The organism is Streptomyces filamentosus (assembly GCF_014654895.1).
Lineage (GTDB): Bacteria > Actinomycetota > Actinomycetes > Streptomycetales > Streptomycetaceae > Streptomyces > Streptomyces filamentosus.
The window spans coordinates 2,320,110-2,341,562 of sequence record NZ_BNBE01000001.1 but is presented as its reverse complement, the minus strand read 5'-3'; the positions used below and the strand labels follow the sequence as shown (position 1 = coordinate 2,341,562).

Below are 21,453 nucleotides of genomic sequence, written 5' to 3'. Positions count from 1 at the left end.
CGGTGGCGTGTGCGGAGGTGACGCGCGCCTCGTCGGCCCGCTCTCCGGTGACGGGTGCGGGGGTGACGCGTGGGTCGTCGGCCCGCTCGCCGGTGGCGTGACCCCAGACTCGTACCTCGACCTTGCTCGAGGTCAAGGGGGGATTGTCGGTGGCGTGGGCCACGATGGGGGGATGACGCGAAAGACCAGGGCGCCTCGTCGGGTGGAGCTGCGGCTGCCGCCCCTGGAGCCGTACGAGGGCGGGCTCGCGCCCGACGGGGACTACGACGGACTGGAGCTGGCCGGGCTCGACCTGGCGGGCGCCTCGGGGGAGGGTGCCCGCTTCCTGGACTGCCTGCTGCGGGAGTGCGCGCTGGACGGGGCGCGGCTGACGGGCGCCCGCTTCCTGGACTCGCGTCTCGAAGCGGTACGGGGCGTGGGCGCCGATCTGTCGCAGGTGCAGCTGCGGGACGCGGAGGTGGTGGAGGCGCGCTTCGGGGGGACGCAGCTGCACGGCTCCGTGTGGGAGCGGGTGCTGGTCAGGGGCGGCAAGTGGGACTATCCGAACCTGCGGGCGGCCCGGCTGCGGGACGTGGTCTTCGAGGGCTGCGTGCTGGTGGAGCCGGACTTCGGCGGGGCGGCCCTGGAGCGGGTCGCGTTCGTGGACTGCGAGCTGACCGGGGCGGACTTCTCCGGGGCGAAGCTGGTGGACGCGGACCTGCGGGGGGTGCGGCGCCTGGAGATCGCCCGCGGGGTGGAGTCCCTGGCGGGCGCGGTGATCTCCTCGGCGCAGCTGCTCGACCTGGCGCCGGTCCTCGCGGCGCGGCTGGGGGTGCGCGTGGAGGACTGACGCCCCCGGGCCTCCGGGGGCCGCCCCGGGGCTACTTCACGCGGGGGAAGCGGGCCTGGAGGTCCCAGACGACCGGGTTGTCGGCGAGGCCCTCGTGCATGTCGGTGAGGTCGGCGATCAGGTCGTGGAGGAAGTCGCGGGCCTCGCGGCGCAGTTCGGCGTGGCCGAAGGTGAGCGGCGGCTCGTCGCCGGGCATCCAGTCGGCCTCGACGTCGACCCAGCCGAAGCGGCGCTCGAAGAGCATCAGGTCCGAGGACTCGGTGAAGTCGAGCTCCGCGTGCTGCGGGCGGGAGGCGCGGCTGCCGGCCGGGTCCCGGTCGAGCCGTTCGACGATGTCGCAGAGCGCCCAGGCGAAGTCGAGGACGGGCACCCAGCCCCAGGCCGTGGACACCTCCCGGTCCTCCTCGGTGTCCGCGAGGTAGACGTCCCCGCAGAAGAGGTCGTGCCGCAGCGCGTGCACGTCCGCCCGCCGGTAGTCGGTCTGCGGGGGGTCGGGGAAGCGCCGGGAGAGGGAGTAGCCGATGTCGAGCACGCCCCGATGGTGTCACGGCCCCGGCGCGTCAGGCGCGGTGGACCGCCTTCGCGACCCGCGGGCCCAGCCAGCGCTTGAGGCGGCGCAGCGCTTCGAGGCGTCCGGCGGCGCGGTCGACGCGGTAGTAGAGCTGCGGCGGCACGTAGGGCAGGAGCGGCGAGTGGCGCTGGCCGAGGAGGGCGAACATCTGCTCCGGCGGCAGGTCCATGTAGCGGGGCAGGTTCTCGTACCACTGGGCGCTGAGGCGGGCCGCGCTCTGGGCGGGGACGAGTTCGGCGCGGCGCCGCCTCCCGTACGCGGTGAGGGCAGCGTCCAGGGCGGCGGGGTCGCCGCGGCGGCCGCGGAGGGCGTCGGCGAGGGCGAGGGCGTCCTCCAGGGCGAGGGTGGTGCCGGCGCCGATCGAGTAGTGGGTGGTGTGGGCGGCGTCGCCGAGGAGGACGGTCCTGCCGTGGTGCCAGGTGCGGGTGGTGAGGGTGCGGAAGCGGAGCCACCGGGCGGGCTCGGCGCCCCGGTCGCGGCCGATCAGCTCGTGGCCGTCGAGGAGGTCGTGGAAGAGCTTCTCCAGGAGGGCCAGGCAGTCGCCCTCGGGCATGGTGTCCAGGCCGAGGCCGGTCCAGGTGCCGGGGGCGCACTCGACGACGCAGGTGGAGCGCTCGCCGCTGAAGCCGTAGGCGTAGCACCAGATCCAGCCGTGGCCGGTCTCCTTGAAGGCGAAGCTGAAGGAGTCGAAGACCTTGGTGGTGCCGAGCCAGATGTAGGGGTTGCGGCCGGTGGCGAAGGAGGCGCCGTGGTGGTCGGCGTGCGCCTCGCGCAGGGCGCTGTGGACGCCGTCGGCGGCGACGACCAGGTCGGCGCCGGCGAGTTCGGGGGCGTCCGGGCCGGCGACCGGGTGTTCGTACGCGAGCTCGACGCCGAGGGCGGCGGCCCGGTCGGCGAGCAGGCCGAGCATCCGGCGGCGGCCGATGCCGTGGCCGGCGTCGCCGCGGTGCACGGTCCGCTGGTCGCGGACGATGGCGAGGCCGTCGGTCCAGGTCACCGAGGCGTCGGCGACGGCGGCGGCGGACTCGGGGTCGCCGGCCCGCAGCTTGTCGAGGAGTCCGGCCCAGTAGGTGACGCCCCAGCCGTAGGTGGAGCCGGCCGCGTTCCGTTCGTACACGGAGATCTCGTGGGCGGGGTCCTGCCGCTTGAGCAGGATCGAGAGGTACAGGCCGGCGGGCCCGCCACCGACGACGGCGATCTTCACACGTGCTCCCACGGAGACATGACGCTGTGCACTGGAACGACAGCGCACGGTAGCAGTCTCAGGGGAGCAGGCGCTGTTCCTTCGCGACCGCCACGGCGCCGGCGCGCGTGTCGACGCCGAGCTTGGCGTAGATGCGGCCCAGGTGGGTCTTGACGGTGGCCTCGCTGATGAAGAGGGCGCGGGCGATCTCCTTGTTGCCGAGGCCGTGGGCGAGCTGCCCGAGGATGTCCCGCTCCCGGTCGGTGAGGGAGGGCCCGGCGGCGCCGCGCATCCGGTCCATGACGCGGCTGGCGACCGGCGGGGAGAGTGCGGTGCGGCCCTGGGCGGCGGAGTGGATCGCGGCGAACAGCTCCTCGGGCCGCTCGGCCTTCAGGAGGTAGCCGGTGGCGCCCGCCTCGATGGCCCGGGTGATGTCGGCGTCGGTGTCGTAGGTGGTGAGGACGAGGACGTGGACGCCGGTGGGCGCGATGCGGCGGGTGGCCTCCACGCCGTCGATGCCGGGCCCGAGCTGGAGGTCCATCAGGACGACGTCCGGCTTCAGCTTCGCGGCCATCGCGACGGCCTCCTCGCCGCTGCCGGCCTCCCCGACGACCTCGATGTCGGGGGTGGAGCCGAGGAGGGCGAGCAGCCCGGCGCGGACGACGACGTGGTCGTCGCAGAGGAGGATGCGCACGGTCACGGGGCCTGCCTTCCGTCAGAGGGTGAGCGGGATGGCGGCGGAGAGCACGGTGCCCTCGCCGGGGGTGGATTCCACGGTAAGCGTGCCGCCGAGCTGCTGGGCGCGGACCCGCATGGCGGGCAGGCCGTGGCCGCGGACGCCGCCGCCGTCGCGGGCGGCCGCGGGGTCGAAGCCGCTGCCGTCGTCGGCGACGTCGAGGACGACCTGGTCGTCGAGGTAGGTGAGGGTGAGCGCGGCGGAGGTGGCGGCGGCGTGCTCGCGGATGTTGGCGAGGGCGCCCTGCGCGATCCGCAGCAGCGCCGACTGGGCCCGGTCGGGCAGCGGGACGGGCGTGCCGTCGACCCGGAAGGCGGCCGACTCGCGCGCGGCGAGCCCGCGCAGGGCCTGCTCCAGGCCGCCGCCCTCGGCGAGGTCGGCGGGGGCGAGGTCGTGGACGAAGCGGCGGGCCTCGGCGAGGTTCCGCTCGGCGATCGACTCGGCGGTGCGGACGTGCCGGCGGGCGGTGCCGGGGTCGGTGTCCCAGGTGCGGTCGGCGGCCTGGAGGAGCATCTGCTGGCTGGACAGGCCCTGGGCGAGGGTGTCGTGGATCTCCATGGAGAGCCGCTGCCGCTCGGCGAGGGTGCCCTCGCGGCGCTCGATGGCGGCGAGTTCGCGGCGGGTGCGGATGAGGTCGTCGATGAGGGCGCGCTGGCGGGCCGCCTGCCGGTCGGCGTGGACGAAGACGCCGGTGGCGATGGCGGCGACGGCGGGCGGGGCGACGATCAGGTTGGGGTCCCAGCCGCCGTGCGAGAGCTGCACCTGCGCGAAGACGACGAAGGCGGTGAGGAGGGCGACGAGGACGAGGGACGCCCTGTGCGGCAGGGTCCGCAGGCCGGTGTAGAAGAGCGGGACGGCGCACCAGGCGAAGCTGGGCGCGAGGACGACGAGCACCACCCACACGGCGACGACCGTGCACAGCCAGGCGGTGCGGCGCGGGGTGGCGCGGGTGCCGAGGACCGGCCCGAGCAGGTACAGGGCGGCGAGCGCGCCGGACAGGGCGATGATCCAGGGGCTGCGGTCCTCCCAGTCGTGCCGCAGCAGGAACCGGGCGAGGGAGGCGCCGAGCAGCAGGAAGAACGCCACGTGCATGACGCGCGCGAGCCAGTGCGCGTCCGGGTCGGGCGCGGTGCCGTGGAGGGCGCCGGGCCGGCGGGGCCCGGCCGGGGCGGGTGCGCCGGTCCGCCCGCGGGGGCCCGCCGGGTCCTGGGAGGAGTGGGGGTACGGCTCCAACCGTCTCGCCTCCTTCGCGGGCGGCGCCGGCCGGTGCCGCGCCTCCGGGCCCGTGCTGACCTGGGTGTACGTATCCATGCTGACCCGCGCGGACCACGCGGGCATCAGCCGATCGGCTGACCCCCGCATCCTCCGGTGCGCGCCCGGAGGCCAGCCGGACCGTGGACCGTAGGGCGGCGGTGCCGGACCCAGGATGGAGTGCAGAGCGAACGAACGAACCGCCCTCCTCCACCCGGACCGATCAGGTCCGCCACGACCTCCTCGGGAGCCACCATGAAGAAGAAGCTCGTCCTCGGTGCCACCGCCGCCGCCGTCCTGACCGCCGGCACCTTCGGCGCCGTGTCGGCCTCCGCGTCCGCCCCGGCCGCCGCTCCCGCCGCCGTCGCCAAGGCCGACGCCACGGACGGCAACCTGTTCCGGTCGAACCACCTGACGATCGAGGCCGCCACCGACGCCGCCGAGGCCGCCCTGGAGGCCGCGGAGAAGGAGAACCAGCGCGTCACGGTCGCCGTCGTGGACCGCAACGGCAACACCGTCGTCACCCTGCGCGGCGACGGCGCGGGCCCGCAGTCCTACGAGTCGGCGATCCGCAAGGCGTACACGGCCGTCTCCTGGAACGCCCCGACCTCCGTCCTCGCCGGCCGTCTGGCCCAGGCCCCGAACCTGAAGGACATCCCCGGCACCCTCTTCCTCGCCGGCGGCGCCCCGGTCACCGCCAAGGGCGCCCCGATCGCGGGCATCGGCGTGGCCGGCGCCCCCTCGGGCGACCTGGACGAGAAGTTCGCCCAGGCCGGTGTCGCCGAGCTGGCGAAGTAACACCCCTCGCGGCGCGGACCCCGCGTCACGCCCTCACGGCGCCGGCTCCGCGTCACGCCCTCGCGCCGAGGACTCCGCGTCACGCCCCCGCGCCGCGGGCTCCGTCCCCCCCCCCATGAGCGGGCGGGGGCGCCCGACTCCCCCCGACGGGCGCCCCCGTCTTCACCTTCTGTCCGACTTGTCTAGGATCCTCACGTGATCCTCAGCAGCCGGACCGGACGGTCCCCCAGGGCCGCCGCCTTCCTGGCGGCGGCCCTCGCCGTGTGCGGGCTCCTCGCCTCCTGCGCCCCGGAGGACGGCGGGGTGCGGGGCACGCCCGGCGCGTCCGGGCTGCGCGACCCGTACTTCCCGAAGCTCGGCAACGGCGGCTACGACGTCGGCCACTACGCCCTCGACCTGGCCTTCGACCCGGCCACCGGCCGCCTCGACGGCACCGCGCGGATCACCGCCCGCGCCACCCAGGACCTCTCCGCCCTCAACCTCGACCTGTCGGGCCTCACGGTGGAGGGGGCGGCCGTCGACGGCGAGGAGGCCGCCGTCAACCGGGCCGGGGACGAGCTGACGCTCCGCCCGCGCGACGAGGTGCCCCGGGGCGCCGGCTTCACCGTCACCGTCGACTACTCCGGCGTGCCCGAACCGCTCACCGACGCCGACGGCTCGACCGAGGGCTGGATGAACACCTCCGGCGGGGCGGTCGCGGTCGGCGAACCGGCCGGCTCCACGACCTGGTTCCCCGGCAACCACCACCCCTCCGACAAGGCGACGTACGAGATCGCGCTGACCGTCCCGAGCGGGCTCCAGGCCCTCTCCAACGGCGTCCGGGTCTCCTCCGCCGCCGCCCCCGGCGGCCGCACCCGCACGGTCTGGAGGTCCTCCGAACCGATGGCGAGCTACCTGGCCACGGTGATGATCGGCCGGTACGAGACCACCACCGGCACCGCGCTCGGCACGGTCCCCGTGCTCACCGCCGCCGATCCCGCGCTCGCCGCCTCCACGGCCCCGCTCCGCGCCGAGCTCCCCACGGTCCTCGCCCGCCAGCAGGACCGTTTCGGCCCGTACCCCTTCGGTGCCGCCGGCGCCGTGGTCACCACCGACGGCCTCCTCGGCTATGCCCTGGAGACCCAGACGCGGCCGGTCTTCCCCGCGGGCTCCTTCGACCGCACGACGCTCGTGCACGAGCTGGCCCACCAGTGGTTCGGGAACTCGGTCACCCCCGAGAGCTGGCGGGACATCTGGCTCAACGAGGGCTTCGCCACCTACGCCGAGTGGCTGTACGCGGAGGAGTACGGCTCCGTCCCGGCGCGGCGGAGCTTCGAGGCGGCCTTCGCCGACGAGGACAACTGGGCCTTCCCGCCCGCCGACCCGCCCGCCGCGGAGAACCTCTTCGACCCGCCCGTCTACCAGCGCGGCGCGATGGTCCTGCACAAGCTCCGCGAGACCGTCGGCGACGAGGTCTTCGACGGGCTGCTGCGCGGCTGGGCGGCCGGGCACCGGCACGGCAACGCCTCCACGGAGGACTTCACGGCCTACGCGGAGGCCGTGGCGGGCCGGGACCTGGCCGGGGTGTGGGACGTCTGGCTGTACGGGAAGGACCGGCCGGAGCGGCCCTAGAGCGCCTTGCGGAGGACCACGCACGGGCGGCCGTGCGCCAGGTCCGGGCGGCGGGCGGTCTCCTCGTACCCGAGGGCGGTCCAGAAGGCGAGGGCCTCCGGGTTGTTCTCCAGGACCGCGAGCCTGAGGCCCGTACGCCCTCCGGCGCGGAAGCCGTCCTCGACGTGCCGGGCGAGGCGGCGGCCGAAGCCGGCGCGCCGCTCGTCCGCGTGGACCATGAGCAGGCCCAGCCAGGGGTCCGGGTCGGCCGGGTCGGGGTGGCGGCCGAGCGTCACGGCGACGGCGACCAGCCGGCCCTCGGAGCGGGCGAGCAGGACCTCGGCGGAGGGCTCGGCGAGCTCGTCGGCGAGGGCGGCCGCGACCTGCTCGGGGCGGATGTCGTCCGGGTCCGGGAAGTCGCCGCTGAGCTGCTGGAATGCGCGGTTCGACGCGTACAGCGCGGTGAGTTCGGTGAGCAGCGGCCCGGGCAGCGCGGCGCCGTCCTCCAGGGCCTTGGGCGCGAGGGTCTCGACGATCACGGGGCAAGGGTAGAGCCCCGGCGGTCCGGGGACCGGCCGGGGCTCCAGGGGGTGCGGGGAACCGTCAGAGGTTCACGCCGAAGTCGCGGGCGATGCCCTCCAGGCCGGAGGCGTAGCCCTGGCCGACCGCGCGGAACTTCCACTCGGCGCCGTTGCGGTACAGCTCGCCGAAGACCATGGCGGTCTCGGTGGCGGCGTCCTCGGAGAGGTCGTAGCGGGCGATCTCGGCGCCGCCGGCCTGGTTCACGATGCGGATGTAGGCGTTGCGCACCTGGCCGAAGTTCTGCGAGCGGGAGACCGCGTCGTAGATGGAGACCGGGAAGACGATCTTGTCGACGGTCGCCGGGAGGCCCGCGAGGTTGACGTTGATCTGCTCGTCGTCACCGCCGCCCTCGCCGGTGCGGTTGTCACCCGTGTGGACGATGGTCTGGTCCGGGGTGGACTTGTTGTTGAAGAAGACGAAGTGGGCGTCCGAGGCCACCTTGCCGGCGGCGTCGACGCCGATCGCGGAGGCGTCGAGGTCGAAGTCGGTGCCGGTCGTCGTGCGGACGTCCCAGCCGAGGCCCACGGTGACGGCGGTCAGTCCCGGCGCCTCCTTGGTCAGGGAGACGTTGCCGCCCTTGGTGAGGCTCACAGCCATGGAAGTCCCTTTCATCGGGGTCGTCGTGGTTCACACGCTGTCTTCCCCCGGAGAAACGCGGAACGTCACCGGATGGTTCCCGTCCGCTCGGACGGCGGAGAAAACGGGGTGACGCCCGGCGCCCCGCGCGGGGAACATGGAGGGCATGTCAGGTCCGTATCAGATCCGCGGCTCCGTCTCGCTGCCCGAGGCCGAGCTCCAGTGGCGTTTCTCGCGCTCCTCGGGTCCCGGCGGCCAGCACGTCAACACCTCGGACTCGCGCGTCGAGCTGCTCTTCGACCTCGCCGCGACCGACGCCCTGCCCGAGGTGTGGAAGGCCCGCGCCCTGGAACGGCTCGCCTCCCGCCTGGTGGACGGCGTGCTGACCGTACGGGCCTCGGAGCACCGCTCCCAGTGGCGCAACCGCGAGACGGCCGCCGTCCGCCTCGCCGCGCTCCTCGCCGAGGCGACCGCCCCGCCGCCGAAGCCCCGCCGGGCCACGAAGATCCCCCGGGGCATCAACGAACGCAGGCTGCGGGAGAAGAAGCAGCGCGCCGAGACCAAGCGCGGCCGGCAGGGGCGCGACTGGGGGTGACCCCGGCCCCCCGGGGCCCCTTGAGCCTCCCCGAGGCCCCTCGTCCCGAGGTCCCTCGCCGCCCGGAGGCCGTGCCCGCCCGGCGTCAGCCCAGGTGCCGGTACCTGCCCCGGAAGTAGGTGAGGGGGGCGCCGTCCGGGGACGGCGGGCCGACCGACAGGACGCGGCCGATGACGAGGGTGTGGTCGCCCGCCACCACCCGGTTCTCCGTGCGGCACTCCAGGGTGGTGAGCGCCCCGTCGAGCAGCGGCGCGCCGCTGACCGTGCCGCGGACGTACGGCAGGTCGGCGAAGAGCAGGCGGTCGGAGACCCGGCCCTTCATGGAGAAGCGGCCGGCGACGTGCCGCTGGTTCTCGGCCAGCACCGACACCGCCCAGACGGGCACCTCCTCCAGGAGGTCGTCCATGCGGGAGCCGTTGCGCAGGCTCACCAGGACCAGCGGCGGATCCAGCGAGACGGACAGGAACGCGGTGGCGGTCATCCCGACGTCCTCGCCGCGCGGGCCGTCGTCGGGGTCGTGCGCGGTCACCAGGACCACGCCGGCCGCGAGGCGGGACATGGCCGCCCGGAAGTCGTCGTCGCTCACCCCCTCAGCATGAGGGATGGCGAGGTCGGTGACGGGCGGCGGGGGGACGGACGGCGGGGGCGGGGTCTTCTGGAGCACACCGGCACGCTAACCGCGGCCCCGCGCGGGCCGCATCGGGCCGGGGGACCAGACCGGCGCCCGGCCCGGGTCCTAGGACCCGGGGGCCGTGCGGCGGGGGCGCGGTGCTCCCGCCGGTCACCGGCGACCCGCCGGATCCGGCCACACGCTGCTGTGACTTGAGTCACAGAGGCCACTATTTGCTGACCCTGTGTACCGGGTGCGCAGCTCGCTGTGATTCAGTGGCAGGGACAGTGCGGTACGAAGCCGATGAGAATCCTGGAGTTGCTGTCGAGGTCTCGGGGAGAGCGAGCGATGGAGACCGAGTCGGAGCCCTACGTCCGTCTCTCGACCCTGCGGCAGCTGCATCAGGTCGTGGCGGACCTCAACACCGCCCGCAGTCTCGCGGACACCCTGCAGACCGTCGCCGACGGCGTCGTCGCGGGCCTCAACTACCAGCTGGCCGCCGTCAACCTCGTCCGGCCCGACGGTGACCTCGTCGTCGCCGCCTTCGCCGGGGACCCCGCCGCCGAAGCCCTCATCACCGGCCGCGTCGGCTCCCGCGACGCCTGGGAGCGCCGCCTCTCCATGGCCCTCCCCTGGGGCGACCTGCGGTTCATCCCGCACACCGAGGGCTGGGTCCTCATGGAGGACGACGTCCCCCAGTGGCACACCGACGGCCCCGCCCCCCGCTTCGAGGACGAGTGGCACCCCCACGACCGCCTCTACGCGCCCATGTACGCCTCCGGCAACGGCCGCGAACTCCTCGGCGTCATATCCGTCGACCGCCCGCGCAACGGCCGGCACCCGGGACCCTGGGGGCAGGAAGCCCTCCAGATGTACGCCTCCCAGTCCGCCATCGCGATCAGCAACGCCCGGCTCCGCTCCAACATGCAGCGCGCCCTGATACGCCTGGAGCGCGAGCAGCAGGCGCTGCGGGCCAGCGAGGAATCCTTCCGGCAGGCCTTCGAGTACGCCCCCTCCGGCATGGCGATCGCCGAGCTCGGCGGCGACCAGCACGGCCGGCTGCTCCGCACCAACGACGCCCTCTGCCGGCTCCTCGGCCGCCCCTCCTCCGTGATGCGCCGCTACTCCTTCGCGGACCTCGTCCACCCCGAGGACATCGGCACCCTCCTGCGGACCTCCGCCGAGGGGGGCCGCGCCGAGCTGCGGCTCGGCCGCCGCGACGGCACCTACGTGTGGGTGTCCCTCCGCAACTCGGTCGTCGCCGACACCGCCGACGGCCCCCGCTTCCTCCTCACCCACGTCGAGGACATCGAGGAGCGCAAGCGGCACGAGCTCCAGCTCGCCCACCGGGCCTCCCACGACGCGCTCACCGGCCTGCCCAACAGTGCCGAGCTGCGCTCCCGGCTCTCCGCCCGGCTCTGCGAGCGCCCCGCCCACGAGGGCACCCACCCGGACTTCGGCCACGGCCCGGACCCGCTGCCCGTCGCGTACGAAGGCGGCTACGAGAGCGGGTACGAAGGCGGGTACGAGGGGGGCTACGAGTACGGCCACGAGCACGAGCACGGCTTCGGCTTCGAGCCCGCGGGCGGCGGCGCGTACGACCACCACGTGCACATGGTCGCGCCGGCCGGCGGCGTCACCGACGACGGCACCAAGGGGCTCGCCGTCCTCTTCTGCGACCTCGACGGCTTCAAGTCGATCAACGACCGCTTCGGTCACCACACCGGCGACGCGGTCCTCATCGAGGTGGCCCGCCGGCTCACCACGGGCGTCCGCGACGGCGACACCGTCGCCCGTCTGGGCGGTGACGAGTTCGTCGTCCTCGCCGACGGCCTGGGCGCCGCCGACGCCGCCGACCTCGCCGTCCGCCTGCGCAACGCGATCATCCCGCCCATCCGCGTCGACGGCCGCGCGGTCCGCGTCGGCGCCAGTTTCGGCATCGGCTGGGCCGAGTGCGGCATGACCGTCGAAGAGGTCCTGAACTCCGCCGACCAGCGCATGTACGTGGAGAAGCGCTCCCGCGCGAAGGTCCAGCGCAGGGCGGGTTGATCGCCGCCCGCGCGGGGGCCACAACTGTTCGGGGTAGGCTCGCCGGGTCGGCGACGGCTGGCGAGCATGGAGAGGATGACCCGGATGGCTGCCGGTAACGACGGCGCGAACAAGCCCGAGGACGACGATCCGTTCGGCTATCTGTACGCCGACGGACAGGCGGCGGCGGGCCGCTCTTCGCAGGGCGGGGGGTACGGCTACCCAGGCCCGGCGCCCGCCCAGCCGGGTGTGCCGCGCACCTCGTACAACCAGGTCAGGACGGTCGGCGAGCGCCAGTACGGGCAGCAGCCGGCCCAGCCGTACGTGCCGCCGCAGCAGCAGGCGCCGTACGGCCAGCCGCACCCGCAGTACGCGGCGCCCGAGACGTACGGCAACGGCCAGCCGCCCCGGCACACCCCGCCGCCGCAGGCCCCCCGCGGCGGCCGCGGCCCCAACACCAAGGGCCTGCTGATCGGCGCGGTCGCGGTCGTCGCGGTCGTCGTCGCGGGCATCGCCGCGGCCGTGATCTCCAACCAGGGCACCGACAAGGACAAGCAGACGGCCGGCACCACCCCGTCGTCCGCCGCCCCCTCCACCGCGAGCCAGGAGCCCACCGCCTCCGATCAGCCCAGCACGGAACCCACGAAGGCCCCGCTGCCCCGGCAGGACGCGGCGACCCTCCAGCTCGGCGGCCCGGCGACGGTCGGCAAGGACATCAAGGGCGGCAAGGGCCCCGGCGGCGCCTACGTCTCGCTCAACGGCGCCGGCGGTTCCGCGAGCTGGACCGTGGACGTGCCGTCGGCGGGCGACTACACGCTGAAGATCACCTACAGCGTGCCCGGCAAGGACGCCAAGGCCATGCTCACGGTGAACGACCGCCCGCCGTACCAGATCAACCTGAGCAACTGGGGACAGGCGGCGGCCGGCGACTGGGAGAAGGGGTGGACCACCACCTACGGCTACGCCACCCTCGACAAGGGCAGCAACTCCCTCAAGATCTCCTGCGAGCAGGGCCTCGACTGCGAGGCCGTCATCGACCAGGTCTACCTGGTGGAGGGCAAGGTCGGCAGCTGACCCCGGCGCGAAGCGAACGGCCCCGGACGGTGCGAGACGCCGTCCGGGGCCGTTCGCGTCACCAGGTGGTGCAGCCGTTCCGGTGGACGCCGTTGCTGTCGAAGCGGGCGACCTCGACGGCGATGTCGAAGAGTCCGTTGGGATGCGAGGCCGAGGTGCGCCAGGTCTCCGTCGTCCCCTCGCCCCGCGCGTTCGTCCGCCACCCCCACTGGTGGATCCGTCCGAAGGTGTCCTTGGAGAGCAGCCGGACGCGCACGGGCTTCCGGTCGTCCAGGGTGTCGGTGAGGGTGAACGTGAGGCCGATGGTGGCGCCCGGGCCGTGGTAGTTCGTCCAGGCCATCCTTCCGCGGGCGCCTTCCGTGGTGCACCCGGCGCTGCCCGAGGTGACCTCGGCGTGTGCGGGTCCGGCCGGGGCCAGGGTCAGGGCGAGGGCCGCGGCGAGGGCGCCGGCGTGGACGAGGGGGCTGCGCACGGGAGGGTCCCTCCGGGGTCCGGGGTGCTGTCGCCCTCCTGTGTACAGGCACGGCCGCCGGGGCCCCGGGAGACCCGCCACCGGGTCAGGCGGTGTCGTCCTCGCGGGTGACCGTCACCTTCGGGAGGAGGTCGGCGAGGACGGCCGGGTCGTATTCGCCGGCGACGGGGGAGGCGACGGTGGCGGCGGAGAGGGCGGCGGCCTCGGTGAGGCGGGCGGGCCAGGGGGTGGCGGCGGCGAGGCCGGCGAGGAGGGCGGCGACGGCGGAGTCGCCGGCGCCGGTGGGGTTGCCGTGGACGGGGGCGGGGGGCGCGGCCCGCCAGAGGCCGTCCGGGGTGGCGGCCAGCAGGCCGTCCGGGCCCAGGGAGGCGACGACGGCGTGGGCGCCGCGGCGGCGGGCGTCGAGGGCGGCGCGGCGCGGGTCGCGGGAGCCGGTGAGCCCGGCGAGTTCGTCGGCGTTGGGCTTGACGACGTCGGGGCGGGCGGCGATGCCCCGGCGGAGCGGTTCGCCGCTGGTGTCGAGGAGGACGGGGACGCCGGCGCCCCGGGCCGTGCGGATCAGTTCGGCGTACGCGCCGACGTGGACGCCCGGCGGGAGGCTGCCGCAGAGGGCGACGGCCCGGGCGCCGGACAGGAGGTCGGTGTAGCGGGCGCGGAAGGCGGCCCATTCGGCGGGGGTGACGGGGGCGCCGGCCTCGTTGAACTGGGTGGTGTCGCCGGCGGCGGCGTCCACGACGGCGACGGTGCGGCGGGTGGGCGCCTCGGTGGTGACGAGGGCGTCGGTCAGCCGGGGGACGGGGGCGAGGAGCTCCCGGAGCCGTTCGCCGGTGGGGCCGCCGGCGAAGCCGGTGACGACCGTCTCGTGGCCGAGCGCGGCGAGCACCCGGGCGACGTTGACGCCCTTGCCGCCGGGGCGTTCGGCGCTGTGGTCGACCCGGTGGCTGGTGTGCGGGACGAGGGCGGGCACCCGGTAGGTGAGGTCCAGTGCCGTGTTGAGGGTGACCGTGAGGATCACCTGTCCACCCCCGTACTCCCGGTACGCCCCTGTGGCGTCAGCTGCGTGATGGGCCACGATCATGCCAAAGGAACGGCGATCGGCCCAGTCCCCGGACCGTTCGCCGTTCCCTCCGGTGCTGATCAGGCGGTCTGCGGCACCCGGACGGGGACGCCCTGGGGGGCGACGATCCACTCGCCCCTGCGCATGACGCCCTTCACGTCGAAGGCGTCGTCGAGGACGACGAGGTCGGCGTCCTTGCCGGGCTCCAGGGAGCCGACCCGGTCGTAGACGCCGAGGAGGCGGGCCGGGTTGGCGGAGATGGCCTGGACGACGGACTCGACGGGGAGGCCGTCGACGGTGACGGCGCGCTTGAAGGCGCGGTCCAGGGTGAGGGTGGAGCCGGCGATGGAGCCGCCCTCGACGAGGCGGGCCACGCTGTCCTTCACCTCGACCTCCAGCGGGCCGAGCATGTAGCGGCCGTCGCCGAAGCCTGCGGCGTCCATGGCGTCGGTGATGAAGGCGACGCGCTCGGGGCCCGCGTGGTGGAAGGCGAGCTCCAGGGCGGCGGGGTGCAGGTGGGTGCCGTCGTTGATGAGCTCGACGGTGATCCGCTCGTCCTCCAGGAGGGCGGCGATCGGGCCGGGCGCGCGGTGGCCGAGGCCGGGCATCGCGTTGTAGAGGTGGGTGGCAACGGTGGCGCCGGCGTCGATGGCCTCGACGGTCTGCTCGTAACTGGCGTCGGTGTGGCCGATGGCGGCGATGACGCCGTGCTCGGCGAGGAGGCGGACGGAGTCGAGGCCGCCGGGCAGCTCGGTGGCGAGGGTGACCATCTTGGCCCGCCCGCGGGCGGCGTCGATCAGCTTGAGGACGTCGGCCGGGTGCGGGTCGCGCAGCAGGGTCTCGTCGTGGGCGCCCTTGCGGCAGGGGGAGATGAAGGGGCCCTCGAAGTGGAGGCCGGCGATCTCGCCCTGTTCGGCGAGCTCGGAGAGCAGGCCGGCGCGGGCGGTGAGGAAGTCCATGTCGCCGGTGACGAAGGAGGCGACGACGGTGGTGGTGCCGTGCAGCCGGTGGGTGTGGACGCCCTTGAGGACGTCCTCGACGGTGCCGGAGGTGAAGGAGGCGCCGCCGCCGCCGTGGTTGTGCATGTCGACGAAGCCGGGGACGAGCCAGTGACCGCTGAGGTCCAGGGCGGGGGCGTCCTCGGGCGCGCTGCCGGCGATGCGGCCGCCGTCGACGATCACGCGTCCGTTCTCGACGATCCCGGTGGGCAGCACGACGCGGGCGCCGGCGAGAACCTTGTGATCGGACATCAGGCGGAAACCTCCGGGTCGGTGGAACGCTGGTCGGCGAGCAGGTCCCAGGCGAGGAGGCCCGCGCCCAGGCATCCGGCGGTGTCCCCGAGGGCCGCCGGCACGATGACGGGCAGCTTCTGGAAGGTCACTCGTTCCTCCACCGCGGCCCGAAGGGGTGTGAACAAGGTTTCCCCGGCCTCGGCCAGTCCGCCACCGATGATGAGCGTGCGGGGGTCCAGCAGGGTGAGGGCGGTGACGAGGCCGTCGGCGAGGGCGTCCACCGCGTCCTGCCAGACGCGTACGGCGGTGGGGTCGCCGGACTCGACCGCCTTGGCGCAGTCGGCGGCGTCCGCGTCGGGGTCGCCGGACGCCTTGGCCCAGGCGAGGGAGACGGCGGAGGCGGAGGCGTAGCGCTCCAGGCAGCCGCGCTGGCCGCAGCCGCAGTCGGTGCCGCCGGGGCGGACGACGATGTGGCCGATCTCGCCGGCGTAGCCGTGGGCGCCGGCCTCGATGTGGTCGCCGATGCCGATGGCTCCGGCGATGCCGGTGCCGAGGGGCACGAAGAGGAAGCGGTCGGCGCCGTTCCCGGCGCCGATGCGGCCTTCGGCGAGGCCGCCGGTGCGGACGTCGTGGCCGAGGGCGACGGGGAGGCCGCCGAGGCGTTCGCTGAGGAGGGCGCGGAGGGGCACGTCGCGCCAGCCGAGGTTGGCGGCGTAGACGGCGATGCCGCGGTCGGCGTCGACGATGCCGGGGACGGCGACGCCGGCGGCCGCGGCGGGCTCGCCGTACCGCTCCTCGCCGAGGGCGCGGAGGTCCTCGGCGAAGGCGAGGATCGTCTCGACGACGGCCTCCGGGCCGCGGTCGCGCTCGGTGGCGCGGCGGGCTTCGTGGAGGAGGGTGCCGTCCGCCCCGACGAGGGCGGCCTTCATGCCGGTGCCGCCCACATCCAGGGCGATGACGTGTCTCACGGGGGACAGTCTCGCGCGAGATCGCCCTAAAGGTCTAGTCCACTGCCGAGGATTGTTGCGCTCGGATACAAATTCGGGCCCCAGGGTGTGGGGGGTTTGTGGCGAAGGTCCCACCGGGGTTGCCGAAGTGATACCCGAGTGGTGTAGACCTCTTGCCCGGGAATGGGAGAGACTTTCGGCCCCTGACCGCGCCCCTGCGGGCGTGTACGTGCAGCTCACTGCTGCTCAACGACGAGCAAAAGGTGGATGAAGCCGTGGAGCGGCGACGATTCCTTGGACTGACCGCGGCCGCCGCCGCCCTGGGCATGACCGCCACGGTCGCCGGCTGCGGCGCCCTCGGCGGGGACGACGGCGAGGTGACCCTGCGCCTGGTCGCCGCCGACTACGACCTCACCGGCGGCAACACCACCAAGAAGTACTGGGACGGCCTCGTCGCCGCCTTCCAGGCGTCCCACCCCGGGGTCAAGGTCCAGGTCCAGGTCGAGTCCTGGGACGACGTCGACCGCAAGGTCGCCGAGATGGTCGAGGCCGGGCAGGCCCCCGACCTCGCGCAGATCGGCGCCTACGCCGACTACGCCGCCGCCGGCCAGCTCTACTCCGCCGACGAACTCCTCTCCATACCCGTCCAGGCCAACTTCCTGCCCGCGCTCGCCGACGCCGGCGAGAACAAGCACGTCCAGTACGGCCTGCCCTTCGTCGCCTCCACCCGGCCCCTCTTCTACAACGCCGACCTCTTCGAGAAGGCCGGCGTGAAGCCCCCCACCACCTGGGACGAGCTGGCCGCCGTCGCGAAGAAGCTCAAGGCGGAGGGCGTCCGCACCCCCATCGCGCTGCCCCTCGGGCCCGAGGAGGCCCAGGCCGAGTCGCTGACGTGGCTGTTCGCGGGCGGCGGCGGCTGGACCGACGACTCCGACCGGTACGCCATCGACTCCGAGGCCAACGTCGACACCTTCACCTGGCTCAAGGACGAGCTCGTCGCGCCCGGCCTCACCGGCCCCATCGCCCCCGGCAAGCTCAACCGCAAGGCCGCCTTCGCCGCCTTCGCGCGCGGCGAGGTCGGCATGCTCAACGGCCACCCCTCGCTCCTCCAGGAGGCCGCCAAGCAGGGCATCGAGGTCGGCCAGGCCCCGCTGCCCGGCGTCGACGGCCCGGCCAAGAAGTCCATGGGCGTCGCCGACTGGATCATGGCCTTCAAGCAGAACGGCCACAACAAGGAGGCCGGGGCCTTCCTCGACTTCGTCTTCACCGACGAGAACGTGCTGAAGTTCGCCGGCGACAACGACCTGCTGCCGGTCACCGTCACCGCCTCCACCCGCATGGAGACCGCCCCCGAGCACGCCAAGCTGCGCCAGTTCCTGAAGGCGCTGCCCACCGCCCAGCTCCCGCCGGTCGGCAAGACCTCCTGGGCCAAGGTCAGCGAGACCCTGAAGCAGGAGATGGGCAAGGCCGTCACCCCCGCCGGCAGCCCGGAGGCCGTCCTCGGCTCCGTCGCGCGCACGGCGTCGGCGGCGGAGGCGGCGGAGTAGACCGCGGGGCGGGAGGCGGACCGCCGGGCCGGAGCGCGGGTCGCCGGGCCGCCGGGCGGGACGCGGGGCGGCGGCCGGGAGGCGGGGCGGCGGAGCGGACCGCCGGGTAATAGGTTGGTCGTATGACCGAAGAGACGCCGGGCGACGGCAGCGGACTGGGGGAGCGGGAGCGGGCCGTCCTCGCCCTCGAACGCCGCTCCTGGCCCGGCCCCGGCGCCAAGGAGCGCGCCGTCCGCGAACGCCTCGGCCTCTCCCCGACCCGCTACTACCAGCTCCTCAACGCCCTCCTGGACGACCCCCGCGCCCTCGCCCACGACCCGGTCACCGTCAACCGCCTGAGGCGGATCCGCGAGGAGCGGGAGCGGCGCCGCTGAACCCCCGCCGGACGATCCCCGTCGGGTGAACCCCGCCGGACGATTCCCCTCGGGTGAACCCCGCCGGGTAAACCCCGCCGGGCGATTCCCGCCGGGTGAGTCCGGCCACGCTGACGCGGCGGGCCCGGGTCGGTAGGGTCGGGGTCATGGTCAGCAGCCTTCCGCACCCGACCACGTCCGCCGGCCGCGACGGCCTGGCCGCGCTGCTCGCGCGGCCCTCCGAGGCCGTCGTCGCCCTCGACTTCGACGGGACGCTCGCCGAGATCGTCCCGGACCCGGAGCGGGCCAGGGCCCATCCGGAGGCCGTTCCCGCGCTCGCGGCCCTCGCGCCGCACGTGGCCGCCGTCGTGATCGTGACCGGCCGCCCGGCCGGGGTCGCGGTCCGGCACGGCGGCCTGGCCGGCGTCCCGGGCCTCGGCCACCTCACCGTCCTCGGCCACTACGGCGCCGAGCGCTGGGACGCCGCCACCGGCACGGTCACGGCCGCCGCCCCGCACCCCGGGGTCGCCTCCGTCCGCGCCGAGCTCCCCGGCTTCCTCGACCGCCACGGCGCCTGGCACGGCGTCTGGATCGAGGAGAAGGGCCGCGCGGTCGCCGTGCACACCCGCCGCGCCCGGGACCCCGAGGGCGCCTTCGCCTCCCTCAAGGGCCCGCTCGCCGACCTGGCCGCCGCGCACGGCCTGGTCCTGGAGCCCGGCCGGCTGGTCCTGGAGCTGCGGCCCCCCGGCATGGACAAGGGGGTGGCGCTGGCGGAGTTCGTACGCGAGAAGGGCGCCGGGTCCGTCCTCTACGCCGGGGACGACCTGGGCGACCTGCCCGCCTTCGCCGCCGTGGAGAAGCTCCGCGGCGACGGCCTCCCCGGCCTCCTCGTCTGCTCCGGCTCCACCGAGGTCCCGGAGCTCGCCGACCGCGCCGACCTCTCGGTCGACGGCCCCTCCGGCGTGGTCGCCCTCCTCGCGGGACTGGCGGGGGCGGTGCGGAAGGACTGAGGGTCCTCCCGCACCGCCCCTCGCGGTGCGACGGTCAGTGCGCGGCCGGGTTGGCCACCGTGATCGTCAGGTCGTCGCCGGCGTCGCCGGTGACGGTGACCTTCACGCCGTGCCCGGCGACCTTGACGCTGGCCTGCGGCGCCGAGGTGTCGTAGTAGGCGTTCGGGTCGGTGTCGTCGAAGACCGGGATGCCCGGCGCCGACGGGGCGCAGGCGGCCAGGGTCTGGACGGTCTGCTGCTTGCCCTTGCCGGCCAGGACCTCGGTGTGGAGGCAGGTGGCGTCGGTGGCCTCCAGGCCGAAGGTGGCGTCGAAGGGCTGGCGGCGGTTGCTGGGCGCGGCGCCGTTCGGGTAGGTGAACGGCGTCGGGCGGGCGTCGACGGCCATGGCCGAGCCGCCGCCGGGGTGGTTGCTGACGTTGTTGTCGTCGAAGGACCGGTCGACGTACCAGACGAGCATGCCGTTCTGGTAGCGGAACCACTCGACCCAGTCGGGGGCGGACAGCGGCTTGCTGAACTGGTACGGGCCCTCGGCGAGGAGCGCGTCGGCGCCGACGTACTCGCGGTTCTCCAGGAGGTAGTAGCGCGGGTAGGAGGCCGACTCGGTGCCGGTGGAGAGCTTCCAGCGGCCCTGCGCGGTCCAGCCGTTGGCGCCCTGCTCGGCGTCGTCCGCCACGAGCGTCGTGCCGCCGGAGGTCAGCGCGACGTCGTCGAGGAAGGCTCCGGGCAGGTGCACCCCGCCGTCGGTCTGGTAGCGGAAGCGGAAGAGGGACGGCTTGCCCGCGGCGTCGTACGAGAACCGCAGCGTCGTCCACTTGCCGGCCGAGGAGCCGCTGACGCCGTCGCCGGCGCGGGCCCAGGTGGTGCCGCCGTCGAGGGAGTACTCGGCGAAGAGGTAGTCGTAGTCCGCCTCGATCTCGTACCAGGCGCTCGCCTTCACGGTGACGCGCGGGGCGGCCGGGACGGAGCGGGTGAGCGACTGGTTGAGGCCGTCGGCCGAGCCGGTCCACCAGGCGTGCGCGCCGGAGGTCGGGGTGGCGTAGGCGGTGGCGGCGGACTTGTCCGGGAGCGCGACGCGGACGGCCTGCGCCTTGCCGGCCTGCTGGAGGGCGGCGGGGCTCAGGGTGTGGCTGCCGGTGGTGCCGAGCGGGGCGTCGACGTAGTCGAGCCAGCCGAGGAAGAGCTTCTCCTCGGCGCCCATCAGGCCCGGGTGGGTGCCGATGCCCGCGTTCGCGGCGGCGCCGTGGCTGAGCCAGGAGCCGGAGCTCATCAGGGTCCAGAAGGCGGTGGAGTTCTCGCCGCCGTCGGTGTCGTAGTAGTCCGGCAGGCCGAGGTCGTGGCCGAACTCGTGGCAGAAGACGCCGAGTCCGCCGTTCTCGCCCTCGGTGGTGTAGTCGCCGAGCCAGTACTTGGACTGGCCGATGCGGGCGCCGCCGGCCTTGTTCTGCGTGCCGGCGACGTCGGGCCCGGTCAGGCCGTAGTCGTCGCCGTTGACGTACCAGCGGTGGGACCAGATGGCGTCCTCGCCCTGGGCGCCGCCGCCGGCGTCCTCGCCCATGCCGGCGTGGACGGCCTGGAAGTGGTCGATGTAGCCGTCGGCCTCGTCGAAGTTCCCGTCGTGGTCCCAGTCGTTGCGGTCCCACACGTCGAACTGGGCGAGGTACGCGTCGATCTCGGCCGGGGTCTTGCCGGCCGCGATCTGCGCGTTCCACCAGGCGTCGCCGGTGTCCTGGATGAACGCCCACGAACCGCCGTTGTCCTCGACGGCGTTGTCGCCGTAGGTGGAGGCGTTGCCGGGGACCTTGACCCAGTCCTCGACGACGTTGGAGACGGAGTAGGCGCCGTTCGACAGCTTCTCGTAGTACGTCTTCATCGACTCGCCGGGGCCGTTGAAGAGGTTCTCGTAGTAGGTCTTGTCGAAGTCGGCGGTCCAGGCGTTGGAGTTGTCCGTGGCCCGGTCCGGCCGGGCGATCTGGTTGTGCAGCGGCCCGGGGGTGGTGCCGAGCTTGCCCGAGCCCTGGTCGCCGAACTCGGAGAGGATCGTGAGGATCTTCTCCTGCCGTACGGCGGTGGTCGTCTCGGTCTCGGCGAACTTCCCGGGCGCGACCTCGACGACGCCCCGGGCGTTCGCCCTGGCCTTGCCCTTGGCGACGAGGTCGATGGCCTTCTCGCGCAGTTCGGTGCGCTGCTTGGTGAGGGGCCCGGGCCGGTTGTCCGGCCGCTGGGCGGAGGTGGTGCCGGACGGGGCGGGGTCCCCGGCCTCCTGCGCGGCGGCGGGGGTGAGCCCCGCGGCGAGGAGTGCGGTGAGCGCCGACCCGAGGGTCATGCCCACGACAATCTTCTTCACGTGTTTCGCGATCCTTCCGCTTGCCTCTGAGGGGAAACTGAGGGGAAAACGGATCGCCTGGGGGAACG

Annotated in this window: 21 protein-coding genes; 9 read left to right on the top strand and 12 right to left on the bottom strand. The window is 74.3% G+C overall.

Going from position 1 to position 21,453, the window contains the following annotated elements; all coding sequences use genetic code 11:
• Positions 1-172: 172 nt before the first annotated feature.
• Positions 173-829 (top strand): pentapeptide repeat-containing protein, encoded by a 657-nt coding sequence (locus IE326_RS10475; RefSeq protein ID WP_150230127.1) that lies wholly within the window; start codon positions 173-175, stop codon positions 827-829.
• Between the two features lie 31 nt (positions 830-860).
• Here IE326_RS10475 and IE326_RS10470 read toward each other — a convergent pair whose 3' ends face one another.
• The 4 genes from IE326_RS10470 to IE326_RS10455 are packed head-to-tail and all read right to left on the bottom strand — an operon-like array spanning position 861 to position 4,411.
• Positions 861-1,361 carry a hypothetical protein gene (locus tag IE326_RS10470; protein ID WP_150230130.1) on the bottom strand — a complete coding sequence of 167 codons (501 nt, stop codon included), beginning with the start codon at positions 1,359-1,361 and terminating at the stop codon, positions 861-863.
• Between the two features lie 28 nt (positions 1,362-1,389).
• Positions 1,390-2,604 (bottom strand): FAD-dependent monooxygenase, encoded by a 1,215-nt coding sequence (locus IE326_RS10465; RefSeq protein WP_150232949.1) that lies wholly within the window; start codon positions 2,602-2,604, stop codon positions 1,390-1,392.
• A 58-nt stretch (positions 2,605-2,662) separates the two neighbouring features.
• Entirely contained in the window at positions 2,663-3,283 is a 621-nt protein-coding gene (locus IE326_RS10460) for a response regulator (RefSeq protein ID WP_150230132.1), read from the bottom strand.
• A gap of 15 nt (positions 3,284-3,298) precedes the next feature.
• On the bottom strand, positions 3,299-4,411 hold the full coding sequence (locus tag IE326_RS10455; protein ID WP_150232950.1) for a sensor histidine kinase: 1,113 nt from the start codon (positions 4,409-4,411) through the stop codon (positions 3,299-3,301).
• Positions 4,412-4,825: 414 nt separating this feature from the next.
• Here IE326_RS10455 and IE326_RS10450 point away from each other — a divergent pair, with 414 nt between their 5' ends.
• Together IE326_RS10450 and IE326_RS10445 are read left to right on the top strand one after the other, a co-directional pair.
• Positions 4,826-5,368 carry a GlcG/HbpS family heme-binding protein gene (locus tag IE326_RS10450; protein ID WP_150230134.1) on the top strand — a complete coding sequence of 181 codons (543 nt, stop codon included), beginning with the start codon at positions 4,826-4,828 and terminating at the stop codon, positions 5,366-5,368.
• A gap of 195 nt (positions 5,369-5,563) precedes the next feature.
• Positions 5,564-6,979, top strand: a complete 1,416-nt coding sequence (locus tag IE326_RS10445) for a M1 family metallopeptidase (RefSeq protein ID WP_373310177.1) — start codon at positions 5,564-5,566, stop codon at positions 6,977-6,979.
• Here IE326_RS10445 and IE326_RS10440 read toward each other — a convergent pair.
• Both IE326_RS10440 and IE326_RS10435 read right to left on the bottom strand, forming a co-directional pair.
• Positions 6,976-7,497, bottom strand: a complete 522-nt coding sequence (locus IE326_RS10440; protein WP_150230137.1) for a GNAT family N-acetyltransferase — start codon at positions 7,495-7,497, stop codon at positions 6,976-6,978. The two genes, IE326_RS10445 and IE326_RS10440, sit on opposite strands and share 4 nt — an antisense overlap.
• A 64-nt stretch (positions 7,498-7,561) precedes the next feature.
• Positions 7,562-8,137: a TerD family protein gene (locus IE326_RS10435; RefSeq protein ID WP_150230140.1), complete on the bottom strand. Its 576-nt coding sequence runs from the start codon at positions 8,135-8,137 to the stop codon at positions 7,562-7,564.
• Between the two features lie 136 nt (positions 8,138-8,273).
• On the opposite strand from IE326_RS10435, the gene arfB reads away from it, so the two are divergent.
• A complete protein-coding gene (gene arfB, locus IE326_RS10430) occupies positions 8,274-8,711 on the top strand; it encodes an alternative ribosome rescue aminoacyl-tRNA hydrolase ArfB (RefSeq protein ID WP_150230142.1) in 438 nt (145 codons plus the stop codon).
• An 85-nt stretch (positions 8,712-8,796) separates the two neighbouring features.
• Here arfB and IE326_RS10425 read toward each other — a convergent pair whose 3' ends face one another.
• Entirely contained in the window at positions 8,797-9,375 is a 579-nt protein-coding gene (locus IE326_RS10425) for a flavin reductase family protein (protein WP_229915281.1), read from the bottom strand.
• A 294-nt stretch (positions 9,376-9,669) separates the two neighbouring features.
• On the opposite strand from IE326_RS10425, the gene cdgB reads away from it, so the two are divergent.
• Both cdgB and IE326_RS10415 read left to right on the top strand, forming a co-directional pair.
• A complete protein-coding gene (gene cdgB, locus IE326_RS10420) occupies positions 9,670-11,370 on the top strand; it encodes a diguanylate cyclase CdgB (RefSeq protein ID WP_150230145.1) in 1,701 nt (566 codons plus the stop codon).
• An 84-nt stretch (positions 11,371-11,454) separates the two neighbouring features.
• Positions 11,455-12,423 carry a carbohydrate-binding protein gene (locus tag IE326_RS10415; RefSeq protein WP_190041361.1) on the top strand — a complete coding sequence of 323 codons (969 nt, stop codon included), beginning with the start codon at positions 11,455-11,457 and terminating at the stop codon, positions 12,421-12,423.
• 58 nt (positions 12,424-12,481) lie between these two features.
• Here IE326_RS10415 and IE326_RS10410 read toward each other — a convergent pair whose 3' ends face one another.
• From IE326_RS10410 to IE326_RS10395, 4 genes are all read right to left on the bottom strand, one after another.
• Positions 12,482-12,895: a hypothetical protein gene (locus IE326_RS10410; RefSeq protein WP_150230151.1), complete on the bottom strand. Its 414-nt coding sequence runs from the start codon at positions 12,893-12,895 to the stop codon at positions 12,482-12,484.
• An 85-nt stretch (positions 12,896-12,980) separates the two neighbouring features.
• Positions 12,981-13,910 (bottom strand): 1-phosphofructokinase family hexose kinase, encoded by a 930-nt coding sequence (locus tag IE326_RS10405; RefSeq protein ID WP_150230154.1) that lies wholly within the window; start codon positions 13,908-13,910, stop codon positions 12,981-12,983.
• Positions 13,911-14,032: 122 nt separating this feature from the next.
• Positions 14,033-15,202 carry an N-acetylglucosamine-6-phosphate deacetylase gene (gene nagA / locus IE326_RS10400; RefSeq protein ID WP_190041360.1) on the bottom strand — a complete coding sequence of 390 codons (1,170 nt, stop codon included), beginning with the start codon at positions 15,200-15,202 and terminating at the stop codon, positions 14,033-14,035.
• Positions 15,202-16,152 (bottom strand): ROK family protein, encoded by a 951-nt coding sequence (locus tag IE326_RS10395; RefSeq protein ID WP_190041359.1) that lies wholly within the window; start codon positions 16,150-16,152, stop codon positions 15,202-15,204. The genes nagA and IE326_RS10395 overlap by 1 nt, the downstream gene beginning before the upstream one ends.
• A 242-nt stretch (positions 16,153-16,394) precedes the next feature.
• On the opposite strand from IE326_RS10395, the gene IE326_RS10390 reads away from it, so the two are divergent.
• The 3 genes from IE326_RS10390 (at position 16,395) to otsB (ending at position 19,041) form a co-directional block, all read left to right on the top strand.
• A complete protein-coding gene (locus tag IE326_RS10390; protein WP_190041358.1) occupies positions 16,395-17,678 on the top strand; it encodes an ABC transporter substrate-binding protein in 1,284 nt (427 codons plus the stop codon).
• Between the two features lie 122 nt (positions 17,679-17,800).
• Entirely contained in the window at positions 17,801-18,052 is a 252-nt protein-coding gene (locus IE326_RS10385) for a DUF3263 domain-containing protein (protein ID WP_190041357.1), read from the top strand.
• A gap of 146 nt (positions 18,053-18,198) precedes the next feature.
• Complete coding sequence (otsB, locus tag IE326_RS10380) at positions 18,199-19,041, top strand: trehalose-phosphatase (protein WP_190041356.1); 843 nt, start codon at positions 18,199-18,201, stop codon at positions 19,039-19,041.
• A gap of 34 nt (positions 19,042-19,075) precedes the next feature.
• On the opposite strand, the gene IE326_RS10375 is transcribed toward otsB, so the two are convergent.
• Complete coding sequence (locus tag IE326_RS10375; RefSeq protein WP_150230172.1) at positions 19,076-21,385, bottom strand: immune inhibitor A domain-containing protein; 2,310 nt, start codon at positions 21,383-21,385, stop codon at positions 19,076-19,078.
• Positions 21,386-21,453: the final 68 nt, after the last annotated feature.